Source organism: Bacteroides sp. AF25-38AC, from assembly GCF_003602995.1.
Lineage (GTDB): Bacteria > Bacteroidota > Bacteroidia > Bacteroidales > Bacteroidaceae > Bacteroides > Bacteroides uniformis.
In genome coordinates this window covers 109,652-127,366 of sequence record NZ_QTMD01000008.1, presented here as the reverse complement: position 1 = coordinate 127,366, position 17,715 = coordinate 109,652, and the positions used below count along the sequence as shown (strand labels likewise).

Here is a 17,715-nt window from a genome sequence, read left to right as displayed (position 1 = left end):
TTAAAAGTTTATGTTTAACCCAAAGTTATAAGTTCTCATCAACGGATATGCCAAGTTGGCTCCCCAATCCCTTTCCTCACGTTCGGGGTCAGCATCCTTCAAAGCCTTGTTACAGAACGTAAGCAGATTTGAACCATTGACAAAGATACGGGCACTGTTCAACCCGATTCTTTTCATAAATGATTTTGGCAGATTGTAACCGATCTCCATACTCTTCAAACGGAGATAAGTAGCTTGCGGAAGCCAAACGGAAATACCATAATTCCATCTACTACCATTATCCGAAGTATTAGAGAAATTGTGGCGTAATGCCGGATAATAGCCGGCTACCCATTGTGTGGCAGGATTATACGGATCATCTGTTATATTTGCAGGATGCCAACGATCTACATATTTCGCAATTAAATAAGATTTATTTGTCTTGCCACCATATCCCCAAACATCATCATTGGCATATCCGATGGAGTAACCGGAAGCTCCTTGAAACAGCATATTGAGATCAAAATTCTTATAAGAAGCCGCCAAAGTCAACCCATACTGGATAGGAGGATTTGCACCGGTTGCCCAAAACTCCGGAACACGGTCACTGCTGTTAATTCTACCATCACCATTCAGGTCAAGCAATCTGTAACTACCCGGAAGCATCTTAGAGTTACCCAAGTTCCCACCAATCAAAGGAGCCGTTTCATACTGTTCCAAAGAAGTATATTGGCCATCGTATTTATACAACCACATCACATTACTGTTACGGTTTTCCTTTCCATTCAGCCATCTATCCATAGAACTGGTATATTCTGCATGTTCCACATGCAGACTTCTTTCACGGGCATACGTAAAATTAGCACTTACTGAATATGAGAAGTCCTTACCGATTTGTCCTCTGTGTCCCAATTCAATCTCAAAACCCCGGTTCCGGTTAGAATTCAGATTTTCCTTCGGGAAACTTGCACCAAATGTATCAGGAGCAGATTGTGCACGGTCGGCCAAAATGCCTTCATTCTTACGATTGAACCACTCGATAGTACCACTCAACTTACCGTTCCATAAGTCAAAATCCAGACCTACATTGGAAATAGAAGATGTAACCCAAGAAAGCCGGTCAGTCACTACACCAGGAGCTACCATACCCATAATCTGGCTGGCACCATCAAAAACATAACCATTAGAAGCTGAATTATAAGCAGATACATATTGGAAAGGATCACCGGCATCATATCCACTTTGCCCAAAAGAACCCCTGATTTTCAAATTAGTAATAAACGGCAAATTGTCCTTGATGAAACTTTCTTCCGAAAGTCGCCATCCGGCACTTACCGACGGGAAGAACGTCCAACGCTTAGAAGGAGCATAACGATAAGAACCATCATAACGCCCTACTACTTCCAACAAGTATTTACCGGCATAATCATAGTTCGCACGCATCAGATAGGCTGCTAAACGGCCAAAACTACGATACCCTGAATTGGTAGCTGTACCCGGACTTGCCTGATTCAAAATATCATTAGTAAATAACTCTGAATATTGCCGGGAACCGGATAATTCATCGCGTCGTGTACTGCTCAACTCTGCCACAGCTGTCACATTCAAATTGTGCTGATTGAAAGAACGCATATAATTAGCCTGCAACCTACCATAAATCTTCTGATATATTCTCATCGTATTGGAATAAGCATCAGTACTACCTCCCGTACCGGCAGGCGCATCTGTATAATAATCATACAACGGATAAGAACGATTTAAAGAAGAGTTGTTACGATTGTTACCGTCAAATGACCCCAAAAGACTCAATGCCAACCCTTTTACAAAAGGAACTTGCCAATTCAATTCCACATCGGCAGAATACGTCAGGCCTCTGTTCTTGCGATAACCGTCTATATCCGGATCAACCAACGCAAAAGGATTCTTGTTTTCAGGACCGATTGCAGACAAATGATTGGGATTATTAATCGTATGAGTACCGATACCACGGTCATTAACCATCAAAGTCTTAAAAGTCCACATAAAATCCTCTCTCGGCCTTTGGGTTTCATCCCAACGCCCGGACAGATTCACATTCAGTTTCAGCCCTTTCGTAAGCTCTGCAGTCAGGTTACTTCTCAGATTATATCTATGATAGTATTGGATACCACTCTTCAGCAAACCATTATCGCCATTATAGCCGAAGCTCACATAATATTTCACCTTATCCGTTCCGCCTCTCACAGAAACAGTATGCGATTGCTGGAACGCCAGTTTATTCATAAACATGTCAATCCAGTTATTGTCTGTATAACCCTTAGCCCCGGTTCTATACAGTTCCAGAATATCGTCAGTGTATTCAGGGGCAGCCTGGTCATTACGTGCCCTTTCATTGGCCAACATGCGATAAGTATAAGCATCTACCGTTTCTTCCATACCCGTGGCATTCTTCATACCGAACAATGCCGAGTAAGATACTCTGGTCTTTTCGGCCACACCTTTTTTGGTAGTAACAATGATTACGCCATTAGCCGCATTCATACCATAAATAGCGGCAGAAGCATCTTTCAAAATAGAGATACTTTCTATATCCTCAGAATTCAGCTGTGCAAGTTCTTCAGTACCTTCACGCGTGATACCATCAATTACCACCAACGGGTCACCATAACCGCGAATGCTCACCATATTGTCGAAAGTTCCCGGCTCTCCGGTTTTCTGGCGAATCAATAGTCCCGGCATCTTACCTTGAATATTGCTAATCAGATTCTCGGTCTTGGTCGTAGCTATTTCATCAGCACCAATGGCTGCAATGGCACCGGTCAGTGATTCTTTCTTCTGTACACCATATCCTACAACAACCACTTCATCCAATATCTCAGCATCTTCTACCAAAACTATCTTGAACGAATTTCGGCCTGCAACCTTTATGTTTTGTGTCTTATAACCTACATAGCTTATTATAAGAGTAGCATCAGAGCCCACATTGGTCAGAATGAAATTACCGTCAATGTCTGTTATGACACCGTTGGTAGTTCCCTGCACCAAGATACTGGCACCAATCACCGGTTCACCGGTTGCATCGACCACAGAACCTTTCACCGTCGCAGCCTGCAAAGCCATCTGTACCCCATCAGCTCCTACAGCTTTATCATAAAGGATTATATTACGGTCCAATACCTTATAGCCTATATTGGTTCCTTTGAATACATCGTTCAGAACCTTGAATATGGTTTTGTTATTTGCCCGGACCGATACACGGCGCTTAACGTCAATCTGCTTGTTGTTGTAGAAGAAAACGAATTCAGTACCCTGTTCCAATTCTGTCAGTACTTCATCAACGGTCTTGTCTTCAAGAGCAATGTTTACCATTGTCTTTTGAGCATAACCTTCATTGGCAAAAGTCATACCAACCAAACAAAACAACATAAATAATGTGCATCTCATAGCAAGAGGAATTTTTTTCATGCATCTCATCAGGACACTTTTTGCCCTAAATGATTGGATACAATAGTGTTTTTTCATAATTTTGTATTGATTTCTAGTGAAAAAATAAAGTTACTTTATCTGTCGCCAAACAGATATTTAAAAGTTACTGTGTTTCATGCAGGAAAATGCGCCAACATTTTCCTGCATGTTTTTCTAAACGGACTTGTGTTTCATCATACTACTTTTTAAAGGGTTAATAAACTTCTATTACCTGTCTCTCGGCATCCACATCACCATCTTCAACAAACTTGAAATGAATATTCGAGGATATTCGGAAGTGCTCCAATATTCGCTCCAAACGTTGTTTGGTAAATGTAGCCGTAAAGGAATTCTGCTTCAATGAAGCCTTTTTCAGAATGAATTCCACATTATATCTTTTGCTCAAACTCTTCAATATATCTTCAAACGGAGTGTTCCTGAAAATCAAACGTCCGTCCTTCCAACATGTTTCCACGTCTACATTGACTTCTTTCACAACGACCTTTTCCCGCACTATATCATAAATAACCTTTTGCCCCGGCATCATCATTACATTATTCCTCCTGCCGTTATTCACATAGGAGAAACTGACTTTACCCGAAACCAAAGTGGTCTGTACCGTCCTGCTCCCTTTGTAAGCCTCTACGTTGAACTCCGTTCCATGTACCACTATCTTGGAATTGTTCAGCGTGCCGACAATGAACTTCTTTTCATCTTTTGCGACAGAAAAGAATGCTTCACCCACCAACTTCACTTCCCTTTTATCATCGGCAAACCGGGAAGGATAGCGCAACGACGACGACGAGTTCAGAACGACTTCCGTTCCATCCGGCAATTCGACAGAAGTAGTCATTCCCGGATTTGTCCTGACTTCCATCATATGTATCTCTTCTTTATCCTTGTCCCAATAAAGGATAGACCACGATACCATCAAAGGGATGAATAAAATGGCGGCCGCCCGTTGCATCCCTCTAAATAATACCTGATACCTATTGACCTTTTTCTGTTTCATCTTACGATGTACATCCTCCAAGGCCTTCTTTACATCCAGCCTGGATGAAATCTGCGCCATGTCCGCCGCCAGACCGAGTGTCTGAATCTGGCGGGCTGTCCTGCGGTTCTCTTCCGATGCTTCCAGCCACTCCTTTATCAGAGCAGTTTCATCCTCCGTTGTCTCTCCTTCATAATACCTGAGAAGCAGGTTCTCCATTCCCTCTCTTTTTACCATAATTTTTATTGCTAGCTTTAATCTAAAGACAAACGGGTGAAAAGAACTCCTAAACAAAAAACTAAAAATATTTTATATACTTAGATTATAATAGGAAAAAAAGCTATTTTTGCCCAACAATAATGAACCCCCACCCTATGAGAAACATACCATTAGAAGATACATCTTTATTATCCGCCATACAAAAAGGAGATAGAAGTGCTTTTGATGTGTTATTTCAAAAGTACTATTCAGTGCTCTGCACCTACTGCTATCGTTTTGTCCGGTTGGAAGATGCAGAAGAGATTGTTCAGGACGTCATGCTATGGCTTTGGGAAAACCGAGAAAGACCCGTTATCGAATATTCGCTCAAGCAATATCTGTTCAAGGCTGTCTACCATCGTTGCATGACCCGGATTGCCCAAAATGAAGTGAAGCAACGGGCAGACACCGCTTACTATGAACGAATGTTCGCCATGCTGCAGGAGGTGGATATCTATCAAATCAACGAATTAAGCAAGCATATACAAAGGGCCATCAACGAACTGCCGCCTACTTATAGGGAAGCTTTCATCATGCATCGTTTCCAGAATCTGAGTTACAAGGAAGCTGCCGAACTACTCAACGTTTCCCCAAAAACGGTAGACTACCGCATCCAGCAGGCTTTGAAGATTTTAAGGGTCAAGCTGAAAGATTATCTGCCACTGATATTGATGCACCTGCTCACCTCGCATTAAGACCATACATAAGCGGAACGTCCCCTATACCTTGTCGGCTACACACCGGGACTTAGCCCTAAAGAGTATAGAACTGAGAGGTCAAAACATCCGGATGTTTTACCCAAATACATGGGGATGTTTTCACCCAAAACACCCGGATGTATTACCCAAAAACATCTGGGTGTATTACCCAAAAACATCCGGGTGTTTTAATGGAAAGGATGCGGATGTTATGACCTCTCAGTATACGGGTCAGACCGGTTCAGTCCTGATGGGAGAGGCACTAAGTCCCTATACATCCCGTGTTCATTAATTATTCTAAAAAAAGTTAGGGAAAACTCCGGGCCACCGGTCATATAAGCAAGAAGTAACCCTATTATTATCATAACCTCAAAATGCACGCAATGAGAAAACTGATTATCCTATTGTCGGCGCTGGTGTACGTCATCCATGCACAAGCGCAATTTTCAGTGACAGCCCATCAGGAAGGATGGGACAATATCCCTCCACAAGTACAAAAACCGGGATTTTCCTTTCAGCAATCCGTATTTGCCAATATGGATGGGGACGATGCCCTTGAAGAAGTAATGCTTTTCGGACGTGACAACGGGCACTACCCCACTTTCGACCTTTTCAAGGCCTACTATGCAATCGTAGACAACTATACCAAAGAAATACAATACATTTCCGACGAGATTTATGTCACCGACAAGTACAATCTCCTTGTAGAAGACCGCAACAAGGACGGCATCTCCGAGCTCTACATATCCTACTTCAAAGACGGAAAGTTCAGCGTAGACGAACAAGGTTACAATCTGCGCACCACACGCTGCTACGACCGTATAGAATGGAACCCTACTGGCAAAAACTTTAAATCTTCCGGAAAATGAAAACAAGACTGACACTTATCCTGGTACTCCTTATTTATATAGGAGCTGCCTCGCACACACACGCACAGCAAAAGAAAGTAATCAAAACCATGATGATAGCCGGGCAGGACGGCAGCCATTACTGGCAAGGCGCCTGCGAAGCCATGAAGCAGATATTGGAAAACAGCGGAATGTTCAAAGTGGACTTCGCCTTTACACCCGACTTTGGTGGAGACATCGCTACCTTCAAACCCGATTTCCACCAATATGATTTAATCGTCATCAACTACGGCGGAGCTACATGGACAGAGCCCGTACGCAAGAATTTCGAGAAATACGTTGCCGATGGAGGCGGTGTGGTAGTGATACATTCTTCCGTCGTCCCGATGGCCGACTGGAAAGAATACAACGAGATAATAGGCATGGGGGCATGGGACGGACGAAACGAAAAGGACGGTCCGTATCTGTACTGGAAAGACGGACAATACGTCTACGACTACTCTCCGGGGTATGCCGGCTACCACGGCTTGCAGCACGAAACCGTCATAGAACACCGCGCCCCCCATCATCCTATCCTGCAAGGATTGCCTCCTCAATGGAAACACTTCAAGGACGAGATATATACCCGCCTACGCGGTCCGGTAAGAAACATGGAAATATTGGCAACCGCCTACGAACGCGGACGGCATGAACCGTTGATGTGGACAGTAAGCTACGGGAAAGGGCGCATATTCGTCGACCTCCTGGGGCACTGCGGCAACGACCCGAACATGACTTACTCCATGCGCTGCACCGGTTTCCAGGTGACTTTACTCCGGGGATGCGAATGGGCTGCCACCGGTGCCGTCACCCAAGAAGTTCCCACAGATTTCCCACTGAAGGATACTTATACATTACGTCCGGAGTTCAAGGCTCCTTTTCATGCTTACCCTGAAACCAAACACTGAATACCATGAAATACATCATCCGAACACTGCTGCTGGCATGCTGCTGCATGCAGGCACAAGCACAAGCTCCGTGGAAACCCGATACGGAACTGGAGAAACAATTACAGCAAAGCAATCATGTGCACCGCATAATGAAAGCTAATCCCGCACACGCCGGACTGACGCGGTGGGAAAAGAAAAAGGTATTGAAAAGCAGGGTACTCCCCCTGGCCGAAGATTTCGGCGCTCTGCGCCACACCGGACCCGGAACCATACATGTGGACCGTAAAGTCACTGTCTCAGGCAAAGGAAGTGTCCGTCTGGACACTCCTGCCTCCCTGGGCAAGAAGAATCCAACAAACCGGAATTACGCCACCCCGGAGATTATCCGTCCCCTCGACCGGGAAGACTTGCGGGAATACAACCGCTTTTCCGTTTGGGTATATGTGGATGCACCGGGCGTTTATCTGACCTTTGCCGGATTCACCCTATACAATGAAGGAGAGAAAATCATGCCGACTCCCGGACGCTTTGAAGGACAACACTTCGAGACTGTCTATCCCAACAAATGGCAGCACATCATATGGGAGATACCGGACCTATACCGTGACTGTGTCACCGGCTTTTCGGTAAACATCATGCTGGCAGGTGCTCCTGCAGGAGCCAGCGAACGCATGAGCCTATACATAGACGACATGCGCATCGAAAAGGTAGAAGCGGAAAACAGCCGGGGATTCGACCTGCGAAAAGACGCAATGGCCTACTGCCACAGCGGATACAAGCCGGGAGCACGCAAGCAGGCTTTGGTGCAGCACATGCCGGAAAGGGCTTTCAGCCTGCACGATGCCGCCACGGGACAAACCGTTTATCAAGGTACGGCCAGTCCTCTGAATCAGGACAAGAAGCTGGACAAAGGATTTCTTGTACTGGACTTCAGCAGTTTCAATACGCCCGGACAATACTTCCTCTCCATCGGTGATGTACAATCAAAGCCTTTCCCCATCGGAAATGATGCCTACCTGTCTACCGCCTGGCACACGCTGAACTTCTTCTTTTCCGAACGTTGCGGTTTCGACCAGCCCGGCATTCATCAGGAATGCCATCAGGATGTATTCGCCTATCATCCCGACGGACGGAGCATGAGCATTGCCGGAGGATGGCACGATGCAGCCGACCTGACTCAAGGAACGGGAAATACAGCCGAATCGTGCATCGCCCTCCTCGAAATGGCCGGTGCCGTACAAGGCAAAGACAGTATCTTCTACGAACGCCTGCTGGAAGAGGCACGCTGGGGAGTGAACTGGATTCTGCGTACCCGCTTCGGTGACGGCTACCGACTGGGTGGACTGATTATCGGCATTTGGACAAAGAATATCCGTGGTGACAAAGACGACATGCAGACAGAAGCACGAAATACGCCTACGGACAATCTGAAAGCCGCTTCCAGTTGCGCACTCGCCGCCCCTCATTTTGAAAAGAAAGACCCAGTGTTTGCACGGTGGTGCCGGAACAGTGCCATTGAGGACTTCCAATTCGCCATCGACCTGCTGGATACACAAAGGACGGAACAGAACGAAACCGAACTTTATGCCCTTGCCACCGTCACAGCCATGCGTTTGTACCGCCTTACACAAGATGTTTACTATCTGGACTGGGCAACCCGGCTGGCACGTACCGTCATGGCGGGCCAACAGTTGGAAAAGCGTACCGACTGGAAAATCCCCCTGCGAGGTTTCTTCTATGAATCTTCCCGGAAAAAACGTATTCTGGCCTATTATCACCAAAGCCAAGAGCACTTGATGGCCGAAGGACTCTCGACGCTACTGACAGATGCCCCTACCCATCCGGACGCCCCGTTGTGGCAGGCATCCTGTGAAGCCTATGCAGACTATCTACGCGGGATTTCACAACTGATTGAGCCGTATGGCATACTGCCAAGCGCCGTATACGAGGTGGATAATACCGATTATAAGAATCTGTACCACGAAGGAGAGCAGGTAGGGCTTCCCAGCCTGGAAGAATACAATGCACAAGTACGCAACGGCATCCCTCTCTCGAAGGATTTCTATCTGCGCCGTTTCCCCGTCGCCTATCAGTTCAGGGGATTCCACGCTGTTGTCATGGGCAAAGCCAAAGCAGCCTTTATTCTTGCACGCCTATTCAACGACAAAGCGTTAAGGGATATTGCAACCCGCCAGGTAGAATACATATTAGGCTACAACCCGTTTGCCATGAGTACCGTTTATGGAGACGGATATGACTATCCGCCGCTTTACGGGGCATACGCCGGAAATGTTGTGGGAGCCGTGCCCGTAGGAATCGAAACATTCGAAAATGAGGACGAACCCTACTTCCCGATGCAAAATAACTGCACTTACAAGGAAATCTGGACACACACCACCGCACGCCTGATGTGGTGCGTAGCAGAACTGTTCAAATAAACAGTTCATTATACCGCTAAAAAAAGCTCCGGAGTTGAAGGTTCCGGAGCTTTTTCTCTGTTTTATGTGATGGACAGTTATGCCTTTTTCAATGCTGCAATACTTTCCTTGAGAGATTTGATGATACTTTCAGCATCTGCCTGCTTCTTGCGTTCCATCTCAAGAACAGCGGCAGGAGCATTATTCACAAACTTCTCGTTACCCAGTTTCTTCAGCACACCCTGCAAGAATCCTTCCTTATGCTTCAGTTCAGCCTCCATACGGGCTATCTCGGCTTCCACGTCAATCATATTACCCAAAGGTACGGCATATTCCGTAGTACCTACCATGAAGGAAGCAGCACCGTCGGCCTTGTTCTCCACTATATTGATGGAGGAAAGGTTACACATTTTCATGATAACCGCGTTGAATGCCACAACCGGATTCTCACCGATAACCTGCAACTCAAGTGTCTCTTTTTGGGCGATGTTCTTCTGCAAACGGATGGAACGGATATTGCTGATAACCTCTTTCACCACTTCAAACTCCCGGATGATATCCTCATCTACCAATGCCGACATTGACAACGGGCTTACCATCAAGCTCTCACCGTCTGTACGGTCGCAAAGATGCTGCCACAACTCCTCTGTAATAAATGGCATGAACGGATGGAGCAGATGCAACAAGTTATCAAAGAAACCGATAGTTGCTTCATACACTTTCCGGTTGATGGGCTGGCCGTATGCCGGTTTAATCATTTCCAGATACCAGGAAGAGAATTCGTCCCAGAACAGTTTGTAAACAGCCATCAGCGCTTCACTCAAACGGTACTTGCTGAACAAATCAGCCACTTCGGCAGCCACTTCATTCTGCTTGGCCTCAAACCAGCGTATTGCCAGTTCTGAAGCTTCCGGTACCGGAACTTCCGCACTGACTTCCCAACCTTTAATCAGACGGAAAGCGTTCCATATCTTATTATTGAAGTTACGTCCTTGCTCACACAGTGCATCGTCAAAGAGGATGTCATTGCCAGCAGGAGCTGAAAGCATCATGCCCATACGTACACCATCGGCACCGTATTTCTCAATCAAATCCAGCGGGTCGGGAGAATTACCCAACGACTTGGACATCTTACGTCCCAGCTTGTCACGGACAATACCCGTAAAATAAACATTCTGGAACGGCATCTTACCTTCATATTCATAGCCTGCCATAATCATACGGGCTACCCAGAAGAAGATAATGTCCGGACCGGTCACCAAGTCGCTGGTAGGATAATAGTAGTTTATCTCCTCGTTACCCGGATTGTTGATACCGTCAAACAAAGAGATGGGCCACAACCAGGAGGAGAACCAAGTATCCAGGCAGTCCTCATCCTGACGAAGGTCTTCCAGTTTAAGGTCTGCATTACCCGTTTTCTCTTTTGCCAATGCCAAGGCTTCTTCGGGAGTGGCAGCCACTACATAACCACCTTCCGGCAAAAAATAAGCAGGAATGCGATGCCCCCACCACAACTGGCGGCTGATACACCAGTCCTTGATATTTTCCAACCAGTTCTTGTACGTATTCTTATATTTGGCAGGATAGAACTTCAACTCATCATTCATCACCGGCGGCAAAGCCATGTCGGCAAAGTGCTGCATCTTCAAGAACCACTGCATGGAAAGTTTCGGTTCGATGGGCACGTTGGTACGTTCGGAGAAACCTACCTTGTTGGTATAGGCTTCCACTTTCTCCAACAGACCGGCAGCAGCCAGGTCCTTCTCAATCTGCTCGCGCACATCGAAACGGTCCATACCGATATACAAGCCGGCAGCTTCACTAAGCGTTCCGTTATCATTGAAGATGTCGATGCTCGGCAGATTGTACTTCTCACCCAGCATGTAGTCGTTCACATCGTGGGCAGGAGTTACCTTCAGACAACCGGTACCGAACTCTATATCTACGTAATCGTCCTCGATAACCGGAATAACACGTCCTACCAACGGAACAATCACCTTCTTACCCTTCAACCAGGTATTCTTGGGGTCATTCGGATTGATGCACATGGCTGTATCTCCCATGATGGTTTCAGGGCGGGTGGTAGCAACCACTGCATAACGTCCTTCGGGGTCACCTTCTACCATATACTTCAGATAGTACAGCTTGCTGTGCTCTTCTTTGTAGATTACTTCCTCGTCACTAAGTGCGGTCAGTGCCTTAGGGTCCCAGTTCACCATGCGGACACCACGATAAATCAGACCTTTGTTATACAAGTCAACAAAAACCTTGAGCACGCTTTCACTGCGTTTCTCATCCATAGTAAAAGCTGTACGATCCCAATCGCAAGAAGCACCCAGCTTGCGGAGCTGCTTCAAGATGATGCCGCCATGTTCGTCAGTCCATTCCCAGGCATGCTTCAAGAACTCGTCGCGGGTAAGGTCTGTCTTCTTGATGCCTTGTGCGGCAAGTTTGTTCACCACCTTGGCCTCGGTAGCAATGGATGCATGGTCGGTTCCCGGCACCCAGCAGGCATTCTTGCCTTCCATGCGGGCACGGCGTACCAGAATATCTTGTATGGTATTATTAAGCATGTGTCCCATGTGCAACACACCGGTGACGTTGGGGGGCGGGATGACGACGGTGTAAGGCTCACGACCATCGGGTTTCGAACTGAATAATTTGTGGTCCAACCAATACTGGTACCACTTTCCCTCCACGTCAGCGGGATTGTACTTACTTGCTAATTCCATGTTTTTAAATCTCTATAATTAATTTATTGCGAATAACGGGCGCAAAATTAATGAATTAAAATTTAAATATATATTTTTGTCCCTACAAAATGAGTCAGGAGTTAGTAGGAGTTAAAGGGAGTTATCGCCCTCCGGGCTTAGGAGTTAGAGGTCGATAGTCCTCTTAATGGTAGGTTGAAAATAAAAATGAGAGACAAATTGAAAATCCGGTATGTCGTATTAATCGTATTACTGTCTGTTGTATGGGCAACGCAGCTCATTCCAATATTGGGAGAAGTATATGCACAGTCTGTATATCCGGTGATTTCTCATTTCTTGTCCTCCTTTTCAAAACTCATGCCTTTTGCCATAGGCGACTTGTTTATTTTCCTCAGTGTACTCGGACTTCTTTTCAATCCAATCAGGGCACGCTATATCCAAAAGAAAAAGTGGAAACAGATTCTGCTGAACGAAATGGAATACTTGCTGTGGATATATGCATGGTTCTATCTGGCATGGGGACTGAACTACTCACAGAAAGATTTCTATGGCAGGACAAACATTCCTTATACTGCCTATACTCCCGAAATCTTTCAGTCATTTGTAGACAACTATATAGACAAGCTGAATGCTTCCTATACAGATGTCACCTCCATTGACGAACCATTGGTCTGCCGGGAAAGCGTACACGGATACAACCAAATCAGCGATACGCTGGGGATACATCGCCCTCCCCACTCCTCTCCGCGCGTGAAGACCATGCTTTTCACTCCGTTCATTTCCATGGTCGGTGTTACGGGAAGCATGGGACCTTTCTTCTGCGAATTCACGCTGAACGGCGATTTGCTTCCACCACAATATCCTGCTACTTATGCCCACGAGCTGGCACACTTTTTAGGCATCACCAGCGAGGCAGAAGCCAACTTCTACGCTTACCAGGTCTGCACCCGTTCGCAGGTGAAAGAGATTCGTTTCAGTGGGTATTTCTCCGTACTCCCACATGTGCTGGGCAATGCCCGCCGACTGATGAGCGAAGAAGAATACGCAGAACTTTTCAACCGGATACGTCCTGAAATCATAGAACTGGCCCAAAAGAACCAGCAATACTGGATGGAGAAATACAGTCCGCTCATCGGAGACATCCAGAACTTTATCTACGACTTGTACCTTAAAGGAAACAAGATTCAAAGCGGACGCAAGAACTATTCGGAAGTAATAGGCTTGCTTATCTCATACGAAGAATGGAAAAACTAAATTTCAAAATCATGCATACAAGAAAAGAACAGATGGAAGCCTTCGGCCGCTTCCTCGACATACTCGACGAGCTGCGCGAGAAATGTCCCTGGGACCGCAAGCAGACCAACGAAAGCCTGCGCCCCAATACCATCGAAGAGACTTATGAACTTTGTGACGCCCTGATACGCGATGACAAGAATGACATCTGCAAAGAGCTGGGCGATGTGCTGCTGCATGTGGCTTTTTATGCAAAGATAGGCTCCGAAACCGGTGATTTCGATATGAAAGACGTATGCGACCGTCTTTGTGAGAAACTTATTTTCCGCCATCCCCATGTCTTCGGCGATGTAAAGGCCGAAACCGCAGGCCAGGTCTCAGAAAACTGGGAACAGTTGAAGCTGAAGGAAAAAGATGGGAATAAAACCGTACTGAGCGGTGTGCCCACCGCCCTACCCTCGCTCATCAAGGCCTATCGCATCCAGGACAAGGCACGCAATGTAGGATTCGACTGGGAAGAACGCGAACAGGTGTGGGATAAGGTAAAAGAAGAAATCCGGGAGTTCCAGACAGAAGTCGCCCACATGGATAAGGAAAAAGCTGAAGCTGAATTCGGCGATGTCATGTTCAGCCTCATCAACGCTGCCCGCCTCTACAAAATCAATCCGGACAATGCGCTGGAACGGACCAACCAGAAGTTCATCAACCGCTTCAACTATGTAGAAGCGCACAGCATCAAGGAGGGCAAAAACCTCCATGACATGACGCTGGAGGAGATGGATAAGCTATGGAACGAAGCGAAAGTACTGGAAAAAGAAGGGAAACAAGATGATTCTTCTAAAGGTATCTCTCATTAACAAAAGAAGGTTGCTCACATCATTGTGGCAACCTTCCTTATTTGTATTCATTCACTACTCATCTTTTCCCTTGCGGTCTTCGCTGGGGACTATCTCCATTCTTGTGCATACCTTTCAGCAGCTCACGGTGGAAACGCATTTCAGCCCTTTGCACCAGATAAATCTTTTTACAAGGCAATATTTTCTTGAACTTATCAAAGTAGGTCTTGTCCAACCGGTCAGAAGCGATACGGGCATCATATACACCTTCCATAATTTCCTCATACTGGGCTTCGGTTGTTTTTTCATCTTTCCCTTGTCGAAGCAACTTCCAAGCCTCGTCATTTAGCTGCTTTTTCCGGTCCTGCAATTCAAAATACAATGGGAAGAACTTGGCTGCCTCCTCACTCGTCAGTCCGGCTTTCTCCGTTATAAACGCTTTTTGTTTGGCACGAAACTCTTCAGGTGACAGATGCTGGTCACATCCATCGCTAGCCCAAAGCAGAGGCATAATGCCACATATCATAACCAATAAAACAATTAGTTTCTTCATTTTTAAATAGTTGAGTGTTGTTACCTTATTCTGCATCAGAGTCTGCCAAATAAACATACAATGAATAATCATCCAGCATGGAATTCTCTACAGCCATATTAATATATTCCATTTCTGTTTCCGTATCATCAGCAGCCATACGCTCTACAGATGGAGTATGCTCCGAAGAAGCTACACGGATAATCAATGCCGCACCTATAAACATGGCGGTCATATACAACCAAGGCCTTACCTTCTGCCACATTGTAGGCTCTGTCTGCACAGCAATGAGTTTCTCTTTTTCGGGAAGCCGGTTCATTACCTCTGAAGTAAGATTCTCAAAGTAGCCTTCAGGAACGCGGAAAGGATTTTCCGTCCCTATCTTTTTCTGTATTTTATCTTCTTCTTTCATAAGCTTTCTCCTTTCTGTTTAATTAGACATTGTTTTGTGGCAAAGGTTTAATACTCCTCACCCAAAAACTTTTCTATTTTCTTCACGGCATGGTGATAGGAAGCCTTCAAGGCACCTACGGAAGTACCAAATATATCGGACATCTCTTCGTATTTCATTTCCTGGTAATACTTCAGATTAAACACCATACGTTGTTTTTCCGGCAAGGCAAGCAAGGCTTTTTGCAAAGCCATCTCTGCTTTATCACCGGAGAAGTAAGGATCACTTTCAAGCTTTTGAAGTGCATCTGCCTCGGGGTCATCCAAAGAGACTGTGGAAGCAGCCCGTTGTTTGTTCAGAAAAGTGAGGCATTCATTCAAGGCTATGCGATAGAGCCAGGTAGAGAGTTTAGCCTCTGCCCTGAAATAATCTATATTAATCCATGCTTTAATGAAAGTATTCTGAAGTAAATCATTGGCATCTTCATGAGAGAGGACCATACGACGAATCTGCCAATACAACTGCTCGCTATATTGGGTAACAATCATCTCAAATCCCCGCTTTTGTGTGCTTTCTTCTTGTAGAAGAGCCAACACTTCGCGTTCATTATAGGAAGGAGTCATAAATTTCTATTCGCATTTGTTGTTTTAGACTGCCAAAGATACGAAAAGTTTAATTCATACCGATACACAAAGTGTTTCTTTGGCAAGCTGAGTATCCGGAAAAATAGCGGATGCTTCTTGAAGCAAGACATTTTCATCTTCGTATCGTGCCGAAAAATGTCCTATCAACAACTTCTTCACCTCAGCCCTCCTGGCTATTTCGGCCGCTTGTGCAGCAGTTGTATGAAATGTTTCTTTGGCACGTGGCGCATCCTCATTCGCAAATGTCGCCTCATGAAAAAGTAAATCAACCCCTTTTATCTGCTCCACGATAGAAGGAAGATAGATGGTATCCGAGCAATAGGCATAACTGCGGGACGGAGCAGAAGGGCGGGTCAACAAGTTGTTGGAAACAGTTTTTCCCTCCGATGTCACGTAATCGGCCCCATTCTTTATACGATTCAATTCGTATACCGGCACTTGGTAGAAATCGACCATTTCACGGATAATATGGTTAGGACACCGCTTTTCTGCAAACAAAAAACCACAACACGGCATACGATGACGCAAAGGAATGGTAGTAACCGTCAACGAACGGTCTTCATAAATCAGCATCGGTTCTTTCGTATCAAACTCATGGAAAAGGACCTTGTACGTCATCTGCCTATTAAAAAAATCCAGCATAGGTGTCAGTAATGTTTCCAGCCCTTTGGGAGAATGGATATGCAACTCTGCTGTACGTCCTAAAAGGTTAAGTGTAGAAATCAGTCCTAATAAGCCAAAACAATGGTCTCCATGCAAGTGAGAGATAAAAATATGATTCAAACGTGAAAACTTCAGATGTGATTTACGGAACTGCAACTGCGCCCCTTCCCCACAATCAATCATAAACAACTTGTCGCGCACGTTCACAATTTGAGACGTAGGGAAATGACGCGTTGTGGGTAAAGCGGAACCACAACCAAGAATATGTAACTCAAATTTTTCCATTCCAAACCTTCCGAACTGATTTCTACTCCTTGATTTATAGAAGAGCCTTTATCTCTGAAACTCCAAAAGATATTTCAAAAGTTTCTCCGGATTTATTCCCTTTATACAGATAGCCCACCCCTTTATCACACTTCACACATACTTCCAAGAACATGCGCAAGGCTGGATCGGAGGAGTTCAAAGAGTTCTTCACATTTGCCTTCATCTGTTCGGCATTTTCCTTCAAAGCAGACATCTGTACTACAGATTCGTCAATCGTATAATGATAAAGCACCTTATCCGACTCGATTGTCAGTTTATTGAGCATAGTGGCTTCATCCACCTGCATCGGGCACGATACGTTGGTCATCTTCACTTGCTCTTCCAGTTTCTTCTCGTCACTGCTGTCGGCAGATGCACCACCACCATTCAATATATCTTTCAAGTCCTGAGTAGTCAGATAACATTCCACTTCGTTACCGGATGTCTTTCCTTTATATATGAACTTTATACCGGAATCAGTACCGACAACCAAATCCAGCATCTCTTTAATAGACCCTTGTGGATTACCGAACATAACAGTCACAGCAGACTTCATTGCATCAGGATTCTCTTTCAAAGCGTCTATATTGAGGAAACTTTCATTCATAAGCAGTACATATACCACATCCGACCCATCAAAAGTAATACTGGATATTTCGCCGGAAGCTCCCATATCCATGGGACATTGTTTGTTGGCTGCTGCGATAGCCAGCTTGAGTTTAGACTTCTGGCCGCATGCGGTTAGTAACATCAGCGACAGGCAAGTGAACAACACCATCTTCCCTGCATTTTTGAACATGTTTTTCATAATAAATGAAAATTAAATTATTGAATA

The 17,715-nt window shown here is 45.5% G+C and carries 14 protein-coding genes; 6 read left to right on the top strand and 8 right to left on the bottom strand.

Going from position 1 to position 17,715, the window contains the following annotated elements; genetic code table 11:
* Together DWY55_RS07610 and DWY55_RS07605 are read right to left on the bottom strand one after the other, a co-directional pair.
* Entirely contained in the window at nt 1–3,402 is a 3,402-nt protein-coding gene (locus DWY55_RS07610; protein ID WP_117680916.1) for a TonB-dependent receptor, read from the bottom strand.
* A 235-nt stretch (nt 3,403–3,637) separates the two neighbouring features.
* Entirely contained in the window at nt 3,638–4,651 is a 1,014-nt protein-coding gene (locus DWY55_RS07605; protein ID WP_117680908.1) for a FecR family protein, read from the bottom strand.
* A gap of 137 nt (nt 4,652–4,788) precedes the next feature.
* On the opposite strand from DWY55_RS07605, the gene DWY55_RS07600 reads away from it, so the two are divergent.
* The 4 genes from DWY55_RS07600 to DWY55_RS07580 all read left to right on the top strand — a co-directional run bounded on the left by DWY55_RS07600 (nt 4,789) and on the right by DWY55_RS07580 (nt 9,585).
* Nucleotides 4,789–5,367 (top strand): RNA polymerase sigma-70 factor, encoded by a 579-nt coding sequence (locus tag DWY55_RS07600; RefSeq protein ID WP_022401932.1) that lies wholly within the window; start codon nt 4,789–4,791, stop codon nt 5,365–5,367.
* A gap of 377 nt (nt 5,368–5,744) precedes the next feature.
* On the top strand, nt 5,745–6,239 hold the full coding sequence (locus DWY55_RS07590) for a hypothetical protein (RefSeq protein WP_008665232.1): 495 nt from the start codon (nt 5,745–5,747) through the stop codon (nt 6,237–6,239).
* Nucleotides 6,236–7,165 carry a ThuA domain-containing protein gene (locus tag DWY55_RS07585; protein WP_039162911.1) on the top strand — a complete coding sequence of 310 codons (930 nt, stop codon included), beginning with the start codon at nt 6,236–6,238 and terminating at the stop codon, nt 7,163–7,165. Before DWY55_RS07590 ends, DWY55_RS07585 begins: the two co-directional genes overlap by 4 nt.
* Nucleotides 7,166–7,170: 5 nt before the next feature.
* Nucleotides 7,171–9,585 carry a glycoside hydrolase family 9 protein gene (locus DWY55_RS07580; protein ID WP_117878391.1) on the top strand — a complete coding sequence of 805 codons (2,415 nt, stop codon included), beginning with the start codon at nt 7,171–7,173 and terminating at the stop codon, nt 9,583–9,585.
* Between the two features lie 77 nt (nt 9,586–9,662).
* Here DWY55_RS07580 and DWY55_RS07575 read toward each other — a convergent pair whose 3' ends face one another.
* Nucleotides 9,663–12,296 (bottom strand): valine--tRNA ligase, encoded by a 2,634-nt coding sequence (locus DWY55_RS07575; RefSeq protein ID WP_005831983.1) that lies wholly within the window; start codon nt 12,294–12,296, stop codon nt 9,663–9,665.
* A 186-nt stretch (nt 12,297–12,482) separates the two neighbouring features.
* On the opposite strand from DWY55_RS07575, the gene DWY55_RS07570 reads away from it, so the two are divergent.
* Together DWY55_RS07570 and mazG are read left to right on the top strand one after the other, a co-directional pair.
* Nucleotides 12,483–13,529, top strand: coding sequence for a DUF3810 domain-containing protein (locus tag DWY55_RS07570; RefSeq protein WP_005831985.1), 1,047 nt, complete (start codon nt 12,483–12,485; stop codon nt 13,527–13,529).
* 8 nt (nt 13,530–13,537) lie between these two features.
* Nucleotides 13,538–14,365, top strand: a complete 828-nt coding sequence (gene mazG, locus DWY55_RS07565; RefSeq protein WP_117878480.1) for a nucleoside triphosphate pyrophosphohydrolase — start codon at nt 13,538–13,540, stop codon at nt 14,363–14,365.
* Nucleotides 14,366–14,423: 58 nt separating this feature from the next.
* Here mazG and DWY55_RS07560 read toward each other — a convergent pair whose 3' ends face one another.
* From DWY55_RS07560 to DWY55_RS07540, 5 genes are read right to left on the bottom strand one after another with little or no spacing between them, the layout of a single operon-like run.
* A complete protein-coding gene (locus tag DWY55_RS07560; protein WP_034526159.1) occupies nt 14,424–14,897 on the bottom strand; it encodes a hypothetical protein in 474 nt (157 codons plus the stop codon).
* A 25-nt stretch (nt 14,898–14,922) separates the two neighbouring features.
* The gene (locus DWY55_RS07555) at nt 14,923–15,288 is read right to left on the bottom strand and encodes a hypothetical protein (protein WP_005831990.1); all 366 of its coding nucleotides are present in this window, start codon (nt 15,286–15,288) and stop codon (nt 14,923–14,925) included.
* A 47-nt stretch (nt 15,289–15,335) separates the two neighbouring features.
* Nucleotides 15,336–15,890, bottom strand: a complete 555-nt coding sequence (locus DWY55_RS07550; RefSeq protein ID WP_005831992.1) for an RNA polymerase sigma factor — start codon at nt 15,888–15,890, stop codon at nt 15,336–15,338.
* 54 nt (nt 15,891–15,944) lie between these two features.
* On the bottom strand, nt 15,945–16,859 hold the full coding sequence (locus DWY55_RS07545; RefSeq protein ID WP_117680910.1) for a ribonuclease Z: 915 nt from the start codon (nt 16,857–16,859) through the stop codon (nt 15,945–15,947).
* 34 nt (nt 16,860–16,893) lie between these two features.
* Nucleotides 16,894–17,688 (bottom strand): hypothetical protein, encoded by a 795-nt coding sequence (locus tag DWY55_RS07540; protein WP_057097779.1) that lies wholly within the window; start codon nt 17,686–17,688, stop codon nt 16,894–16,896.
* Between the last annotated feature and the right edge of the window lie 27 nt (nt 17,689–17,715).